Below are 16224 nucleotides of genomic sequence, written 5' to 3' on the forward strand. Positions count from 1 at the left end.
ATGAAACCGATTTATATAAAGCAGACATTCGAGCAGGACTGGGTCCGCATGTTCCAGAATATCGCCAACCTGTTCTATGAGGAAACCGAAATGGTGAAGGAAAATCCGGAAGACGGCGTCTCCATCTCGATGGATTGGACTGAAGAAGACGGCGTGATCCGCGGAGAGGCCGTCCTTCATGACGGACAGGCTGAATTCATGGCTCACTATGTAGAAGCGGCTGTACACGGCGGCGATCCGAAAGCCAAGAAGCGCCAGCTGAAGCGGGTGCTTTCCCATGTTTTCCTCGATGTTCTTGAACAGTCGACGGGACTGATCCAGCCGTGGGGCATACTGACCGGCATGCGCCCGACAAAGCTGTACCACAAAATGCGCCGTCAGGGACTCACGCACGAGGAAATTGCGGATCGGCTGATCAGCGATTACCGCATCACGCCGGAGAAGATCGAGCTGATGAAAGATATCGTCGCACGGCAGCTGAAGATGATCCCGGATCTTGACCGGATCGGCGAGGAAGTCAGCGTCTACATCGGCATCCCGTTTTGCCCGACGAAGTGTGCCTATTGCACCTTCCCGGCCTATGCACTGCCGCGGCGCGGCACTCGCGTCCAGTCGTTCCTGGACGGCCTTCATGTGGAAATTGAAGAGATCGGTGCCTGGCTGAAAGAGCGCGGCATTAAAGTGACGTCCGTCTACTTTGGCGGCGGCACGCCGACCTCAATCGAGGCGCATGAGATGGACGCACTCTACGAGACGCTTTACAAGTCATTCCCGGACATCGAAAACGTCCGTGAGATCACGGTCGAAGCGGGGCGTCCGGACACGATTACGCCGGAGAAGATCGACGTTCTGAAAAAGTGGAACATTGACCGGATCAGCGTCAATCCCCAGTCATACACAGACGAGACGCTGAAGGCGATCGGCCGGTTCCACACGGTGCAGGAGACGATCGACAAGTTCCACCTTTCCCGCGAGATGGGCATGAACAACATCAACATGGACCTGATCATCGGCCTGCCGAACGAAGGGACAGAGGAGTTTGCGCACTCGCTCGCCGAAACGGAAAAGCTCCAGCCGGAATCGCTCACCGTCCATACACTGTCATTCAAGCGGGCGTCCGAGATGACACGCAACCGCTGGAAGTACAAAGTGGCCGACCGCGACACCGTCGTCAACATGATGCATATGGCACAAAACTGGACCGCACGGAACGGATATGTCCCGTACTACCTGTACCGCCAGAAAAACATCCTCGGCAACCTCGAGAACGTCGGTTATTCCAAGCCGGGCGAAGAAAGCATCTACAACATCGTCATCATGGAAGAAGTCCAGACGATCATCGGTCTCGGCTGCGGCGCTTCAAGCAAGTTTGTCCATCCGGAAACCGGCCGCATCACCCAGTTCCACAACCCGAAAGACCCGTCCGCGTACATCCTGAGCTATTCGGAATCAATTGACAAAAAGCTCGAGATGCTGGACGAGCTGTTCGGCGGAGCGGTGCCGGCAAAATAAAGATGTCCCAGGAAATACGAGAGACCAAACCAGTTTGCGGTTTGGTCTCTTTTCTCATTTGTTGGGGTTTTCTCCGAGGTAATCCGGGTGGAAAGGCGAGCCCGGATCTTCTTCCACGACGCTGAACGTGTTGCCGTCCAGGTCAAAGAAGTCGAAGTATTTCATGCCGTTTTCCTCTTTGATCGGCGTGGTGACGACCGCGCGGGTACTGAGTTGAAGGTGAAGTGCGCGGGCATCCGGCACGAGCAGGTTGAAAAACACATGCCGCTCTTTTTCATCCAACAAGAATTCCGTGCCCTGATGGGTTTTCGTGCGCACGAGGGCAAGCTGTGCGGAGCCGTCCGGCAGCGCATAGCCGATGCCGCCTTCCCATTCGCCGATCCGCCTGAGTCCGAGATGGGATTCATACCAATCGGCAGAGTGGTTTAAGTCCGATACCGGGACAAAGATGCCTCCGATTTTCATTTTGAATTCCTCCCTGAGACAATCATTCCATTTCATTATAGCGAATCCGAGAGTTCTGATGGTGGTATAGCCACTCGTCATCAACCAGTTTCTTATAAATTCTGACTTAAATAAAGGGAAACGCCTGAACGGTACCGAAAGGCTATAGTGGTGAACGACTATTCATATCTATAGGAAGAGGTGTCGTTTTTGGCATACGAAACAATCCGGCTTGAACGGGACGGCAAGCTGGCCCGTGTCGTGATGAATCGCCCCGACAAGATGAATGCAATGAACAGCACGATGATGAAGGAACTTGCCGATGCATTTGAAGAACTAAAAGAGGACCGCTCCGTTCAGGTCGTCATCCTGAAAGGCGAAGGCCGTGCGTTTTCCGCGGGCGGCGACATCAAGGAGATGATCGACCCGGAAAGCCCGATGGACCTGAGTGTCGTCATGAAAGACGTCAGCCGCCTGGCGATCGCGCTCTATACGCTGCCGCAGATCACCATCGCCTCGGTGCATGGCGCAGCAGCGGGCCTTGGATTCAGCATCGTCCTTGCGTGCGATGTGATCATCGCGGAACAGTCGTCGAAGCTTGCGATGAACTTTATCGGGATCGGCCTCGTGCCGGATGGCGGCGGCCACTTCTTCCTGAAGGAGCGCATCGGCGTTCCGAAAGCGAAGCAGATGATCTGGGCGGGCGATGTCATGCCGGCCGAGCAGGCGGCAGGTTGGGGACTGATCGACGAGGTTGCTCAGGACGGCACCGCCCATAAAGAATCGGAAGGGATGGCGCAGAAGCTCCTGTCCACACCGATTAGTGCCATGATCGCATCGAAGGGCATCCTCCACACGTCCCGCCTGGAGGAGCTGCGGAGCGTTCTCGAGCTCGAGGCCGATGCCCAGCAGGCGATGAAGGAAACTGCCGATCATAAAGAAGGCATCAAGGCGTTCCTTGAGAAACGCAAGCCGGCATTTACAGGACAATAAAAATAGGAAACCCGCAGCATCCGTCAAGTCGGATGCTGCGGGTTTTTTTCGTATCAGGAATGGAACAGCAGCAGCTTGCCTTCCGGAGAAGCAAGGCGGTGAGTCTGCTCGGACAATTCCTTTTCCTCAAGGAGGGCGCGTCCCTTTTCCTTCGCCGCGTCGTCATGTTCCGCCTGGAACGATTCCTCCGTGATCAGTTCCCCGTCCTGCTTGTATGCCGTCAGTTTGTACGTTCGCATTTCAGCATCCCCCTTTCACTTCTATCCTCATTATAAAAGATATTCTGAAAAGATGAACGAATTTTGTAAAGGTTGCTTGACGTTGTGAATAAGGTAAAGTAAGCTTTACGTAAAGGAAGCTTTACTTCGGCCAATAGGGATGTGTAATGCTAAAGACGCCGAGTAAAGGCGCAGGAAAACAGGAGGTGGAAGAAATGAAGCCGAGTGAAAGAATTTCTAAATGGTTCTTGATTGCCCTGATGCTGGTCATCGGACTCTGGGGCTTATCCAGAGTGATCAGCCAACTTCAGCACGGTGAGATCGGCTGGATTTCGGCACTTATTCCTTTTATGATGCTGATTCCCATTTACTATAATCTGATGGTCTTCCCGCATTGGGACAGAAAGGATGAACGATGGCGCCGAATTACCGAACGTTCGTCCTTCTACAGTTCCCAAATCCTCATCGTCGCGCTCGCTGTCCTGATTACGGTAATGGCATCGAACCCGACCGATTGGACGGCGCTGCAGGCCGTGTTTGGGATCTTTGTATTTTACGGACTGACCCACACACTGGTCACGATTGTCTTGACGAGAAGGATGTAGGAGGCGGCCATGAAAAACTATATCAAAGACAATCGGTCCGAGCGGGGGATGACGCAGGACGATCTGGCCGAGGCGCTCGGCGTATCCAGGCAGACGATCATCTCGCTGGAGAAAGGGCGGTACAATCCGTCGCTTGAATTGGCATTCAAGCTGGCTGCCGTGTTCGGCTGCCGTATCGAAGACTTATTTGATCCGGAGGAGGAGTGACCATGTACGAAGGGTTTGAACTCGGTTCGTTTCTGGCAGGCCTGCCGCTTGGTCTGGCAATCGCGGGAATTGTCCTGTTCTTCAGCTGGAGGAAAGGAAAGAAGGAGCGGCGATACGACGAACGGTTTTATGCAATCCACAATTGGGCCAGGTCGTTTTCCTGGGTGGTGACGACTATTGTGATCCTCGTTGCCTGGACAGTCGTGATGATCATCGAACCGGTCGGGACGGCATTCTTTGTCCTGATGACGGTCTATATGCTGCACATGATTTCATATATTGTCGGCGCGGCCATCGCCTCGAACAAGCATTAATCTGAAACCTGCAGCGGGAACGGACCGTAAAGGAAATGAAAGGGGAGAGATCATGGCGCTCGAATTAAATCACGTAACGAAGAAGTTCGGGGAGTTTACGGCGGTCGACAATCTGTCGCTTGCCATCGGGGAGGGAACGATGTACGGATTCCTCGGAGCGAACGGCGCGGGCAAGACGACAACGTTCCGGATGATCCTCGGGCTCCTTAACACGACACAAGGACGCATCACCTGGAAGGGGCAGCCAATCGATTACGGTACAAGTCACACCATCGGTTACTTGCCGGAAGAACGCGGGCTGTATCCAAAGATGAAGGTTGAAGAGCAGCTCATCTTTCTCGGTGAACTCCGCGGCATGAAGCGGAGCGATGCAAAGGCCGCGATCCGGAAGTGGCTGGACCGCTTTGAAGTTCCCCAGTACTTGAATAAAAAAGTTGAGGAGCTTTCGAAAGGGAACCAGCAAAAAATCCAGGTAATCGCAGCACTCATGCATAATCCGGAGCTGGTCATCCTTGATGAACCGTTTTCCGGCCTCGACCCGGTCAATGTCGAGATGCTGAAAGGCGCAGTCAAGGACGTCCGAGACCAGGGAGCGACGATCGTGTTCTCCAGCCACCGGATGGACCACGTTGAGGAGCTGTGCGAACAGCTCAGCATCGTTCACAAAGGGCAGCAGATCGTGGAAGGGTCCCTGCGCGATGTCAAGCGGTCGTTCGGCCGGCAGAATGTACGGATCCGCTCCGACCATGACCTGACAGGGCTGCAGTCCGTACCGGGTGTCCGGAATGCTTCCTATGCACTTAATGGGGCGGTCTTCCAGGTGACGGATGACGAGACGGCGCACGAGTTGCTGCAGGAAGCACTGAAGGCCGGCCCGGTCCGCCACTTCAGCATCGAGGAACCGTCTCTGCAGGATATCTTCATTGCGAAAGTGGGGAACGAGCATGCGTGATTTCTGGATCATCTTTAAGCAAGCCTTCATGAGCAAGGCGAAGTCCAAGACCTTCCTCATTACAACAGCCGTGGTTGTCGCGGGCATCTTCCTGCTGGCGAACATCACGACGATCATCGAGGCGTTTGACAGCGGTGAGGAAGAGAATACGGCGATCCCGGTTGTGACTGACAACGAAGCGCTCGTGGACCGGCTCGGCCAGCAGCTTACGGCAATGGGCGAGGAAACTGAATTTGAAGTGACGGGTGATTCCCGTGATGCGCTTGAAGATCAGCTGAAAGAAGGCGAAATTAATTCATTCCTGATCCTCCAGGTACCGGGCGGCGATTCAATCCAAGCGGAATATGTGTCGGAAAGCTCGGAGATGTTCGGCTTCCCGATGATGCTTCAGGAAGCGCTGCAGTCGTTGCAGACCGAAATGCGGGCAGCCGAGATGGAACTCGCACCTGAACAGGCTGGGGCGCTCTTCGAACCGGTCGGTTTTGAGCAGACGGCGGTTACTGCTTCCGGCAAGACGGAAGAGGAAATGAACCAGGCGCGCATCCTCGTGTATGTGCTCATGTTCCTCATCTACTTTGCGGTCATCATGTACTCCAACATGATTGCGATGGAAGTGGCGACCGAAAAATCCTCCCGGGTTATGGAGATCCTGATCTCCAGCGTTTCCCCGGTGAAGCACATGTTTGCGAAAGTGCTTGGCATCGGAATGCTTGGCCTGACTCAGATGCTGCTATTCGGATTAGCCGGATACCTGGCGATCAGGTCGTCTTCTTCCGTATCCGATCTTTCCGAGAGCTTCTTTTCGGAGATGGGTCTCGGGGACATCGCGGCGGGCACTATTATCTATGCAATCTTGTTCTTCGTCCTCGGATATTTCCTCTATGCGGTGCTTGCGGCGCTCCTCGGGTCGCTTGTGAGCCGTACAGAGGACGTCACCTCGCTCGTCACTCCTCTTACGATGATTATCGTAGTGGCATTCATTATCGCGGCGATGGGGCTCTCTACGCCTGACGCTGCATTCGTAACGTATTCCTCTTATGTGCCGTTTTTTGCACCTCTTGTCATGTTCCTGCGTGTCGGGTTGCTCGACCTCCCTTGGTGGGAGCCGGCGCTCGCCATCGGGCTGATGGTGCTGACGATTGCGGTGCTGGGCTGGTTCGGCGCTCGCGTCTACAAGGGCGGTGTCCTCATGTATGGCCCGTCCCGCTCGCTGAAAGACCTGAAAAAGGCGCTTCAGCTGGGGAAAGAATAAGAGATTTCCGCCCCCGCTCCGGCGGGGGTTTTTCTATTGGAGCGGATGAAAGTGACGAAAGGGCGTGCGAAAGTGACGAATGACTGCTTGAAAGTGACGAAAGAGCTTCCGAAAGTGACGAATGACTGCTTGAAAGTGACGAAAGAGCTTCCGAAAGTGACGAATCCCGTTCTGAAAGTGACGAACGGTCAGCCGACGGCATCATGGTGCGAATTTTGCCGGCAGGTACACGGCAAATCTCATTTCCAAGCTCTCCCTGATATGATAGAATAAGAACAAACATTCGCTTCGATAGGAGGTGTCCCGATGACCATCCGATTCATCCATGCGGCCGACCTGCATCTGGGGAGCCCGTTCAAAGGCTTTGCCGGGCTGCCGGGCAAGATGGCGGAAAGTGTCCGCGATAGCACTTTCACGGCGTTCCGTAACCTGATCGATCATGCAGCAGAGACGCGTCCGGATTTTCTGCTGATTGCCGGAGACATTTATGACGGTGAGGACCGGAGCCTGCGCGCGCAGGAGCAGTTCCGCCAAGGCATGGAAATACTCCGCAGGGCGGGTGTTCCCGTCTTTGTCAGCCACGGGAACCATGACCACCTGGCGGGTTCCTGGGTCCGGTTTTCCCTGCCGGAAAATGTCCGCGTGTTCGGCCCGGAAGTGGAGACGGCGGAATTGACCATCCGCGGAACCCTTGTAAAAATCCATGGATTCAGTTATCCGGAGCGACATGTGACCGAACCGGTCATTAGTCACTATCCGCAGGCCGAAGGCGATGCCGTTGAAATCGGGATGCTTCACGGAAGCATCCGGGGAGACGAGGCGCATGACGTGTATGCCCCGTTCACAAAGGACGAGCTCCTCGCCAAGGGCTATGACTACTGGGCACTCGGTCATATCCATAAGCGCCAGGTGCTTCATGAGGAGCCGCCGATTGTCTATCCGGGCAGCCTTCAGGGCCTTCACCGGAAGGAAAGCGGCGTGAAGGGATTTTATGACGTGACGATTGGGAGGGGAACCGACTCACTCGAGTTCCTCCCCGCAGGCGCGCTGGTCTTCGGCGAAGCCGAGGTGGACTGCGTGGGCATCCGCCATGCGGACGAATGGCTGGACCGGTGCATGAATCAGGTCCGGGCATTCAGGGAAGAGAACGGCCCGGGACTGATCGACCTCCGGCTGATCGGAATCGACGAGGGTGCGGAAACGTTGTTTGGAGACGCACCAGAATCGGAATGGCTGGAGTTCATCCGGGAAGCAGCAATGCGCGACTGCCCGGATGTCGGTGTTCACCGAATGACGTGGGAACGCACTGCTGCTCCGGCGGTGCCGGGCGGGCTGTTCCGTGATGTACTGGATGAGCTCGGAAGCTGGGACGCGGCGGGATGGAAAAACCGGATGTCCGACCTGTACGGCCATCGCCAGGCTTACCGGTTCACAGGCCGGCTGGATGAAGAGAGCATCAGGGAAATCAGGGAAGAAGCGGAGCGGCTTCTTACCGGCGGGCTCTTGAAAGGGGGGCGGGCGGAATGATGACCATCACGAAGCTCGTCATCTACGGATTCGGCAAACATGAAAATGTGACGATCGATCTTCAGCCCGGCATCAATGTTCTGTACGGGCCGAACGAAGCGGGGAAGACGACGATTCGCCAGTTTATCCTCCACACACTGTTCGGCTTTCCGCAGCGCGGCAGTTCCCTTCTCCGCTACGAACCGAAGTCGGGCGGCGCTTACGGCGGGCAGGTGCATGTGACCGACAGCGAATTCGGCTCCTGTGTGATTGAGCGCATCGCCGGACGATCCGCCGGTGAAGTGACCGTTCGCTTTCAGGACGGCAGGGAAGAAGGAGAGGAAGCGCTCGGGCGACTGCTTCGGGGCTATGACCGGCAGTCGTTTGAATCCGTCTTCTCATTCTCGCTCCTGCAGCTCCAGGAAATCGGCAGAATGAACGAAGAGGAACTCGGTCAGGCACTGATCGCTTCCGGAACGACCGGAGCGGAGGACCTTGCAGGATTTAGAACCCGGATGGAAAAAGAGATGGACGGGCTGTTCAAGAAGTCCGGACGCGTCCCCGAAATGAACGCCCTGCTGAATCAGCTGAAAGAGATGGAGGCCGAGATCGGGGAATATCAGAAAAAGTCGGAGGCCTATGCCCCCATGAAAAAGCGCGCAGCGGAAATCGCACTGCGATTGGAGGCGATGGCGGAAGAAGAAACGGCACTTACCGCCGATCAGGAGCGGTTGGCCATCCTCAGGCAGGCAGCTCCGCTTGATCTTGAGCGACTGCAGGCGGAGGAAGAACTGCGGACAATCGGGGATGCCCCGTTTCCTGCGGAGGGGATCCGCCGGTATGAGGCATTGAAGGACCGGAAGATTGCCGCAACTGCGGCAATCAGGAATCTTCAGGAACGGATTGCCGCTTCCGGCAGAGAGCTGCCGGAAGAGCCGGACATGGAGCGGCTTTCAAGCCTCCTGTCGGTTCTCTCGGAGGAAGCCGCCTGGCATGAAGCAAGGACGATGGAAACTGGTTCGGAACAGTCGCTGCGGGAGCTCGACGGCATGAAGGGCGGCCTGCTGGCGCGTCTTGGTCTGGATGACGGGGAAACGGCTATCCATGCGGATGCTTCAATCCGGAAAGAAGAAGAACTTCATAGCCTCTCGGAGGCGCATGACCGGGCGAATCGCAACCTTGAGCGGCTGGATGATCGGATTGCGGAAAAGGCTGCAGAGGCCGGACGGATTGCCGATGAACGGACCGCGCTTGAGGCATCCGGGCCCGATGACACAGAAATTGAGTGGGCATCCAAGTGGCCTTCGCTAAGAAAGCGCCTTGCATCCGCTGAAGCCAAACAAAGCGCAGGAAAGAGCGTCAGCCGGCTGCCGCTCCTGATTCTCGCAGGCCTTGCCGCATTGATCATCACCATGGCCATCTATTCGGAGAATTTGCTGCTTGCTGCTGCTGGAGTGGCGGCGGGAGCCGCTGCCGTGTTCATGCTATTGAAGCAGGAAGGCGGCAATGACGCACTGACGGATGACGAGCGCCAGCTTCTCAGCCGTTACGGCGGAAGGGAAGAGGAACTGGACCGCAGGGCCGAGCAAGTCGGCAGGCACTTCACTGAATTGGACCGGCTCATTGAGGCGGAAGAACGTCTCCGGGGCGAGATGACGGAACTTCGTACTTCAAGGAAAACAGCCGCTGAGAATCTTGATGATACGGAAAACCGTCTCGGTACGTTCCTTGAAGCGTACGGAATTACCGGGAGGTTGCCTGCCGCAATCGTACCGGAACTGTTCCGGCTTGTCAGGGATCTGCAGGAAACGATGCGCCGCATCCGTTCGGAAGAAGAAAAGCGTGACCGGGCAATCCGGACGGCCGGTGCCATCCGGAGCCGGGCATATGAGCTGATCGGGCATCCCGTCCCGGATCCGCAGCTGTTTTCCGCGCTTAAAGAAGCGGAAAGGAATTTGTTGCGGGCTGCCGAGAAGAGGGAGCAGCTGCTTGAAGATCAAAAGAAACTGGAAGCGGAACTGTTAGAAGCGGAAAGCCTCAGGGAAGCCCTCGAATCCGAAATCGCAACGTTGTATGACGCTGCGGAAGCAGACGGAGAACAGAAGTTTTACGAGGCAGCGGAGCAGGCTGCTAGGAAAGCGGAACTCAGGGAATCACTCGGCCGTATCGGTGAACAGTTAAAGCAGATTGGTGCGCCGGGTGCCGCAGACATTCCGGACATGGAGGATATCAGCCGGAGAATCGAAAAAAACCGCGAATCCCTGCAGACGCTGGCGGATGAGCGAAGCAGCCTGCTTAAAGAACAGGCTGAACTAAAGGCCCGGATGGGTCATCTTGTTGCTGATTCCGCATATGATGCCCTGTTGCAGGAATTCGAGCAGAAGAAGGCAGCTTTCCGGGAGCTTGCAATGGCATGGGCCGCCCGGAAAGCTGCCGTCTCGGCGATCGACGGAGCAACGGGCCGCCTCAAGGAACAGAAGCTTCCGGATGTCATTCACCGGGCTTCCGGCTGGTTCCGGGATCTCACCAGCGGCGCCCATTCGGCCCTGCTTCTGACTTCCGACGGGCGGATCGAGGCGGAAGGGGCGAATGGCATGCGATTTGGTCTGCATGAGCTGAGCCAGGCGACGAAGGAACAGGCTTATATCTCCATGAGGCTGTCCCTGGCGGCTTCTCTTCCGGATTCGGCCCCTTTCCCGATCATCATGGATGATCCGTTTGTCCACTTCGACCGGGTTCGGCTGGCCAATATGATAAACTTATTGGAAGAATTGAAGATTCATCACCAGTTCCTGTACTTCACCTGCCACAGGGAGATGGCCGGCGCCTTCAGCGAGGCTGCTGTCATTAATGTGGCCGGAGCCGGGAGCGAAAGGGGAGTGCTGAGATGAAAGGTATCGGAACCGAAATGAATGGAATCGGGACCTATAAAACAGGCGAGCGGGTCGATCTGTTCATGCTCATCAAGCAGGCGACCAAGGGAATGACGACGACGGGAAGCCCGTTCATGACGCTGATTCTGCAGGACAAGACGGGCGATATCGAAGCGAAGTTGTGGGATGCGAAAGATGAGCACGAAAAGATGTTCCAGCCGGCATCGATTGTCCGGGTCGGCGGGGATGTCCATGAGTACCGGGGCAGAAATCAGCTCCGCATCAAGAGCATCCGTCCTGCCAAGCCGGATGAGCCGATCCAAATTTCCGACCTCGTACCGAGTGCGGAAAAATCAAAAGAGGAACTTTACGAAGAACTGTCGCCGTATATCTTTGAGATCACCAATCCGAACATTCAGCGCATCACTCGATACTTGCTTAAGCAGCACCGGGACGCGTTCCTCGTTTATCCGGCGGCGACCAAGAACCACCATGACTACGTGTCGGGCCTGCTCGACCATGTGGTGTCGATGCTGCGCCTCGGCAAGGCGATCGCCGAGCTGTATCCTTCTCTCAACAAGGACCTTCTGTATGCCGGGATCATTCTTCACGATGTCGGCAAGGTAGTGGAACTGTCCGGTCCGGTCGGCACTGTCTATACGCCAACGGGCAATCTCCTCGGCCACATCACGATCATGGTCAACGAAATTGCCATGGCAGCCAAAGAGCTGGGCATTGAAGGGGAAGAAGTTGTGCTTCTGCAGCATATGGTCCTGAGCCATCACGGCAAGGAAGAGTGGGGCAGCCCGAAGCGCCCGATGCTGAAGGAAGCGGAAATTCTCCACTATATCGACAACATCGATGCGAAGATGAATATGCTCAACCGCGCATTGTCGAAAGCAGAGCCCGGGGAATTCACGGAGCGTCTCTTCCCGCTGGAAAACCGGCAGTTCTATAAACCGACGTTTGAATGACGAGTACGTCACCATGTCAAAAGGGCCTGACTCCCATGAGTCAGGCCCTTTTGGTATGTCAGAATGCTACAGACTTGAGTCATTCCTGCATATTTTTGCTTTGCTGAAGAAGTTTGGAGACCCCTGTCCGTTCCCATTCCTCCACGGTCTGGTATGCTTCCTCCGGGGAATAACCTTTACCTACAAGAACCCCCATGAGAATGAATTCCTGGAGAATATGGGTTGAGTTGATGCCCCTTCGGACATCATTCAGCCCTTCATTCACTAAATACTCCGTGTGTCTGATCCATTCATCAGGTGTCTTGCCGTCAATCTTCATCTCACTTCCTGTGCTTTGGCGGCCTGGTTGTTCACCGGCCATCGCATCTGCTTTCGTGGGATGAACGGTATTAAACGGGTGGTGTGGAGGTGCGTAAATGGAATAAAGTTTTAGCGGGATATTGCCGGTGTTGGTCAAGTTGTGCCAAGTGCCGGCAGGAACCATGATTGCTGAATCATCATAGACATTTCTTACAAAGTCCAAACGGTCTTTCCTTTTGCCCATCTGGACGACTCCCTGTCCCTGTTCGATCCGCAGAAACTGATCATCGGCAGGATGAATTTCTAATCCGATATCCTCACCGGGATTCAAAGACATTAAAGTAACCTGCAAATGACGTCCGGTCCACAGGGTAGTCCGGTAATTCCGATTGAGTTTGGATGCCATATTGATATTGATGACGAATGGGTCAGGTCCATAATCCCTTAACCTGACTTGAGGATTCTCATAATTTACCGGGTAGGAAGCAGGGGGATAGGGATAAAGCGACCCGGCAGGATTTTGATGAGCCATATATCCATAGTAGGGGTTTGGATGAAGATACCCATAAGGCTGTTGATACATTTTTTCATTCCTTTCAAACAGACTTGGGTATCATCATATGCCCAAGTATCGAAATTGTGCCGAACGCAAAAAAGCCGAACAGAAAGCCCGGCTCTAGGTAAAGTCAATTTTGCTGCTGTTCAGCCATCAATTGGGTCCGCAACTGCTGAATCACTTCTTTTGAGGCGGGTGCAGCGGGTTTGTAATGCCCTTTCTGAAGGGCGTAGCTGTAGAGTGTCCGCTGACGCGACTCGTCCTGGTTTCTCAATTGGATCAAAGTCTGCCTGAGTTCTGAGTTGTTTGTCTGTGCAATGATGTTGGCATAGCCGGTCAGGCCTGCATTTAAGCCGGCCAGATAGTCATTAACCATTTCTTTATCCTGGAACATGAATATCCTCCTTAATTCAAATAGGACAAGAGCTCCTGTTGCGCTTGCTTGGCGGCTTGGGCGTCCCGCTCGAAAATGGTTCTGAGTTCAGGATCTGAGCAGCGCTGAGCATAATCCTCCAACTTCTTTGAGACGTTGCCATGACCGCCGATCAGACTCCGCAGATGCTCGACCTCGAGTTCAGTTAGATCGTTGTTCATTTCGCACCTCCTTTTCCATTAAATATCCCCGTTCATCCAAATATTCATACTGTACACTGCGCCAATACACCCAAACCAAAAATGCCCCGGACATATTTGTCCGGGACGGAAGGTGTTCATCAAAGAGGTCGCATCATCCGCACACTGTTCAGAGTGTGTCCGCCGAAGTCTTCTTCAAATTCTTCGACGGAGCTGAAGCCGCGGGATTCATAGAACTGTCTGCCGTTCTCATTGTCCCGTTCGACTGTAATGTACAGACGCCCGGCATCCGACAGATCGCCGATGCCTCTCTCCAATAGGGCGGTTCCGAGTCCCTGGCCCTGATAGAAAGGAAGAAGATAGATGGCCGAGAGCTCGGCATCCCCGGTTTGCGGCAGTCTGAAGAAGTTGGCGAAGCCGACAACGGAGCCCTCATGTTCGGCTACGTAGAGGATGGACTGCTCGAGCCGTCTCTGCAGCGATGCGGGGCTATAAGCGGCCGCGAGAAAACATTCCCGGATCTCCCGGGGGATGATTCCTTCGTACGTGTCATGCCAGCTTTCTGCGGCAACCTGACGGACCGCGGGAATATCATTTTCTTCCATCTTGCGGATCATCGCTTTCCCTCCCCGGATTAATTTTATTCATTATACAGAATTCATCCCGGTATGGATACCGCAAAAAACGGCACCCGTTCGGGGTGCCGTTTTCGATGCAGTTCATTCTTATTTCTCGGAATCCGCCTTTTCTTCAGGCTGTGCAGCTGAACCTTTGAACTGGTCAAGCGCGCCTTCCAGGTCTTCATCCTTGATGTCGATGTCCGCGTCTTCAAGCATCTTGGACAGCTTTTCCATCATGGCATTAGGGTCAGCCTTTTTCTGAATCAGCTCGTCCTTGATTTCCGCGCGGCGCTCATCGGTGATGTCTTCTTTCTTCTCGGCACCTTCTGCTTCGCGTGTATCCGTCACTTGGATGATGTGGTAGCCGAAGTCAGTCTTGACCGGGTCGCTGATCTGGTCCACTTCAAGGCTGTATGCTGCGTCAGTGAAGTCGGCGACCATCTTGTCAGGACCAAACCAGCCAAGCTCACCGCCGGATTCCTGTGCAGCCGGCTCAGTGGAGTATTCCTTCGCAAGCTCTGCAAAGTCTCCGCCCTCATCAAGCTTGGTCTTTACTTCTTTTGCCGTTTCTTCGTCGTCGACGAGGATGTGGCGGGCATTCAGCTCGGTGCCCATGCGGTCGATGTACTGGTCGACTTCTTCGTCGGTTACTTCAACATCCTCAGTCAGGGCTTTTTCCTGGAGAAGGTTGAGCTTAATCATGTCTTTGTAGCTTTCTTCCGTATACCCTTGCTGGGCGAGGAAGGAATCAAAGCCTTCACCGGCCTGTTCTTTCATGTCGTTATATTGCTTGTCGACCTCTTTCTGATCGACATCGTATTTGTCGTCGAGTACTTTTTCGATGACCATCAGCTGGAGCGCCTGCTCGCCGACTGTTGTCTTCATTTCCTCATACAGATCCTGTTGAGTGATGTCGCCCACCTTGGACGAGACGATCACGTCTTCTCCTGCATTGTTGCTGCAGGCGGAGAGGGCAAGCACCGAAGCGGCGACAGTTGCCGCGATTACAGATTTCTTCATAATTAACTCCCCTTCTGATTGTGTAAACAAAAGTAAATATATCATAAAAACGACCTGGCTACAAAAAGGTTCCCGGCAAAAGCCCACAGACCCCTTCCTCCCGCGCATACGATACGGGAGAGAAGGGAGGTGATCACATGAGCGGAGGTTTCAACTACGGCGGCGGCTTCGCCTTGATCGTCGTCCTTTTCATCCTGCTGATCATCGTCGGGGCAGCGTACGTCTACTGATGAATGAGGGCCGGCCGGCATGATCCCCCTTCGGCCGCGCCGCCTGCATAACAGCAGTGAAGGAAAAGGACCGGTATGGCCGGCGGATTGTCAGGTGTACGAAAAGATGCCGGCATGAAATACCGTCCTACCGTCGAATGAAAAACGTCCATCCCCCGGATACCGGGCGGATGGACGTTTATTATTTATAAATATTCAGGAGATGGCAGTCATGATCTCGACAAAGAACGAGATAATTAAAATAGTGATGAGGATGTTAACCGTCTGATAAATTTTCGGTTGCTTTTCCTCGGGGATTTCCCTGACTTCACAGAGGGCATAGGTCATCTTGTTGATCTGGAAAAGATAGAAGATCGAAAACAGCACAGTGACAAGAATGATCATTCCATTTCCCCCTTTCTACACGACTATTGACTTAGCATACCAGAAGAACGGTTAAAAGAAAACCGCTCAATCTGGCAGAGGAACCAGAATTTCGTAACCATTGTCGGTCTCCTCGATGTAGCAGGCTTTCGGAGATCGCGACAGATTCTTGAAGTAAACGAAGTCGATCAGGCAAATGCCGCAGTGGTAGGCGAGCAGTGCCGTAAAGTAATGCGAAAACGCCGGCAGCAGGACCCCACCCGTGATAAAAAGCGGGTTGAGGAAGAAAAACGGTGCCACGAGAGAGACGGCAAACCGCTTTTTCGGGATCGGCTCGCAGATGCGCAGCAGGAAGAGCGGGAAAAACGTCCAGTCCCGGTTGATGACAAGCGTGATCCGCTTGCGGTATTTCCACAGGACTGCAAAGTGAATCGCTTTGTGTACAGGATAAAGCAGAATCACCGCGGCGAGGAATACGGCGAAAAACGCATCGGATTGGCCGGTTTCCCGTGTCAGTTCAAAACCGATATATGAAATGATGAAGACGGCAATCATCAGGATGGAAGAAAGCAGGAACAGTCGGCTGAGCCCGTAGTGCTTCTTCACGTTGATGGTCTTCCAGCATCGCATCAGCTGCATCTCCTTAAATGGATTCCAAAATGGACGATACATACCGTACTGCGATTTGCGATAAAAATCAACCGTTTTATAT

The 16224-nt window shown here is 54.3% G+C and carries 21 protein-coding genes; 12 read left to right on the plus strand and 9 right to left on the minus strand.

The window, feature by feature from the left end; genetic code table 11:
• The gene (locus tag AV656_RS14790) at positions 1-1512 is read left to right on the plus strand and encodes a coproporphyrinogen III oxidase (protein WP_063183403.1); all 1512 of its coding nucleotides are present in this window, start codon (positions 1-3) and stop codon (positions 1510-1512) included.
• A 54-nt stretch (positions 1513-1566) separates the two neighbouring features.
• Here the strand turns inward: AV656_RS14790 and AV656_RS14795 are convergent, their stop codons facing one another.
• Positions 1567-1977 (minus strand): VOC family protein, encoded by a 411-nt coding sequence (locus tag AV656_RS14795; protein ID WP_063183406.1) that lies wholly within the window; start codon positions 1975-1977, stop codon positions 1567-1569.
• A gap of 189 nt (positions 1978-2166) precedes the next feature.
• Between AV656_RS14795 and AV656_RS14800 the strand changes: the two genes are divergently transcribed.
• Positions 2167-2949 carry an enoyl-CoA hydratase gene (locus AV656_RS14800; protein WP_063183410.1) on the plus strand — a complete coding sequence of 261 codons (783 nt, stop codon included), beginning with the start codon at positions 2167-2169 and terminating at the stop codon, positions 2947-2949.
• Positions 2950-3002: 53 nt separating this feature from the next.
• Here the strand turns inward: AV656_RS14800 and AV656_RS14805 are convergent, their stop codons facing one another.
• On the minus strand, positions 3003-3188 hold the full coding sequence (locus AV656_RS14805; protein ID WP_063183413.1) for a YhzD family protein: 186 nt from the start codon (positions 3186-3188) through the stop codon (positions 3003-3005).
• 194 nt (positions 3189-3382) lie between these two features.
• On the opposite strand from AV656_RS14805, the gene AV656_RS14810 reads away from it, so the two are divergent.
• The 9 genes from AV656_RS14810 to yhaM are packed head-to-tail and all read left to right on the plus strand — an operon-like array spanning position 3383 to position 11850.
• Entirely contained in the window at positions 3383-3772 is a 390-nt protein-coding gene (locus AV656_RS14810; protein WP_063183417.1) for a DUF2178 domain-containing protein, read from the plus strand.
• Between the two features lie 9 nt (positions 3773-3781).
• Positions 3782-3979 carry a helix-turn-helix transcriptional regulator gene (locus AV656_RS14815; RefSeq protein WP_063183420.1) on the plus strand — a complete coding sequence of 66 codons (198 nt, stop codon included), beginning with the start codon at positions 3782-3784 and terminating at the stop codon, positions 3977-3979.
• Between the two features lie 2 nt (positions 3980-3981).
• A complete protein-coding gene (locus AV656_RS14820) occupies positions 3982-4293 on the plus strand; it encodes a hypothetical protein (RefSeq protein WP_063183423.1) in 312 nt (103 codons plus the stop codon).
• 52 nt (positions 4294-4345) lie between these two features.
• On the plus strand, positions 4346-5245 hold the full coding sequence (locus AV656_RS14825; RefSeq protein ID WP_063183426.1) for an ABC transporter ATP-binding protein: 900 nt from the start codon (positions 4346-4348) through the stop codon (positions 5243-5245).
• Entirely contained in the window at positions 5238-6497 is a 1260-nt protein-coding gene (locus tag AV656_RS14830; RefSeq protein WP_063183429.1) for an ABC transporter permease, read from the plus strand. Before AV656_RS14825 ends, AV656_RS14830 begins: the two co-directional genes overlap by 8 nt.
• 36 nt (positions 6498-6533) lie before the next feature.
• Entirely contained in the window at positions 6534-6770 is a 237-nt protein-coding gene (locus AV656_RS14835; RefSeq protein ID WP_063183432.1) for a hypothetical protein, read from the plus strand.
• A 33-nt stretch (positions 6771-6803) separates the two neighbouring features.
• Positions 6804-8024: a metallophosphoesterase family protein gene (locus tag AV656_RS14840; protein WP_063183435.1), complete on the plus strand. Its 1221-nt coding sequence runs from the start codon at positions 6804-6806 to the stop codon at positions 8022-8024.
• A complete protein-coding gene (locus AV656_RS14845) occupies positions 8021-10894 on the plus strand; it encodes an ATP-binding protein (RefSeq protein ID WP_063183438.1) in 2874 nt (957 codons plus the stop codon). Before AV656_RS14840 ends, AV656_RS14845 begins: the two co-directional genes overlap by 4 nt.
• A 17-nt stretch (positions 10895-10911) precedes the next feature.
• The gene (gene yhaM / locus AV656_RS14850) at positions 10912-11850 is read left to right on the plus strand and encodes a 3'-5' exoribonuclease YhaM (protein ID WP_063183855.1); all 939 of its coding nucleotides are present in this window, start codon (positions 10912-10914) and stop codon (positions 11848-11850) included.
• Positions 11851-11929: 79 nt separating this feature from the next.
• Here the strand turns inward: yhaM and AV656_RS14855 are convergent, their stop codons facing one another.
• The 5 genes from AV656_RS14855 to AV656_RS14875 form a co-directional block, all read right to left on the minus strand.
• Positions 11930-12733, minus strand: a complete 804-nt coding sequence (locus tag AV656_RS14855; protein WP_063183441.1) for a cupin domain-containing protein — start codon at positions 12731-12733, stop codon at positions 11930-11932.
• A 103-nt stretch (positions 12734-12836) separates the two neighbouring features.
• The gene (locus AV656_RS14860; RefSeq protein WP_063183445.1) at positions 12837-13100 is read right to left on the minus strand and encodes a spore coat protein; all 264 of its coding nucleotides are present in this window, start codon (positions 13098-13100) and stop codon (positions 12837-12839) included.
• Positions 13101-13111: 11 nt separating this feature from the next.
• On the minus strand, positions 13112-13300 hold the full coding sequence (locus tag AV656_RS14865) for a hypothetical protein (RefSeq protein ID WP_063183449.1): 189 nt from the start codon (positions 13298-13300) through the stop codon (positions 13112-13114).
• Positions 13301-13419: 119 nt separating this feature from the next.
• Positions 13420-13896, minus strand: coding sequence for a GNAT family N-acetyltransferase (locus AV656_RS14870; RefSeq protein WP_082818783.1), 477 nt, complete (start codon positions 13894-13896; stop codon positions 13420-13422).
• Between the two features lie 108 nt (positions 13897-14004).
• Positions 14005-14919 (minus strand): peptidylprolyl isomerase, encoded by a 915-nt coding sequence (locus AV656_RS14875; protein ID WP_063183452.1) that lies wholly within the window; start codon positions 14917-14919, stop codon positions 14005-14007.
• Positions 14920-15056: 137 nt separating this feature from the next.
• Between AV656_RS14875 and AV656_RS16225 the strand changes: the two genes are divergently transcribed.
• Entirely contained in the window at positions 15057-15149 is a 93-nt protein-coding gene (locus AV656_RS16225) for a YjcZ family sporulation protein (RefSeq protein WP_008300760.1), read from the plus strand.
• A 195-nt stretch (positions 15150-15344) separates the two neighbouring features.
• Here the strand turns inward: AV656_RS16225 and AV656_RS14880 are convergent, their stop codons facing one another.
• Together AV656_RS14880 and AV656_RS14885 are read right to left on the minus strand one after the other, a co-directional pair.
• Positions 15345-15533 (minus strand): hypothetical protein, encoded by a 189-nt coding sequence (locus AV656_RS14880; RefSeq protein WP_008300758.1) that lies wholly within the window; start codon positions 15531-15533, stop codon positions 15345-15347.
• A gap of 66 nt (positions 15534-15599) precedes the next feature.
• Positions 15600-16142 carry a DUF3267 domain-containing protein gene (locus tag AV656_RS14885; RefSeq protein ID WP_063183455.1) on the minus strand — a complete coding sequence of 181 codons (543 nt, stop codon included), beginning with the start codon at positions 16140-16142 and terminating at the stop codon, positions 15600-15602.
• Between the last annotated feature and the right edge of the window lie 82 nt (positions 16143-16224).

Source organism: Bhargavaea cecembensis, assembly GCF_001619585.1.
Classification (GTDB): domain Bacteria; phylum Bacillota; class Bacilli; order Bacillales_A; family Planococcaceae; genus Bhargavaea; species Bhargavaea cecembensis_A.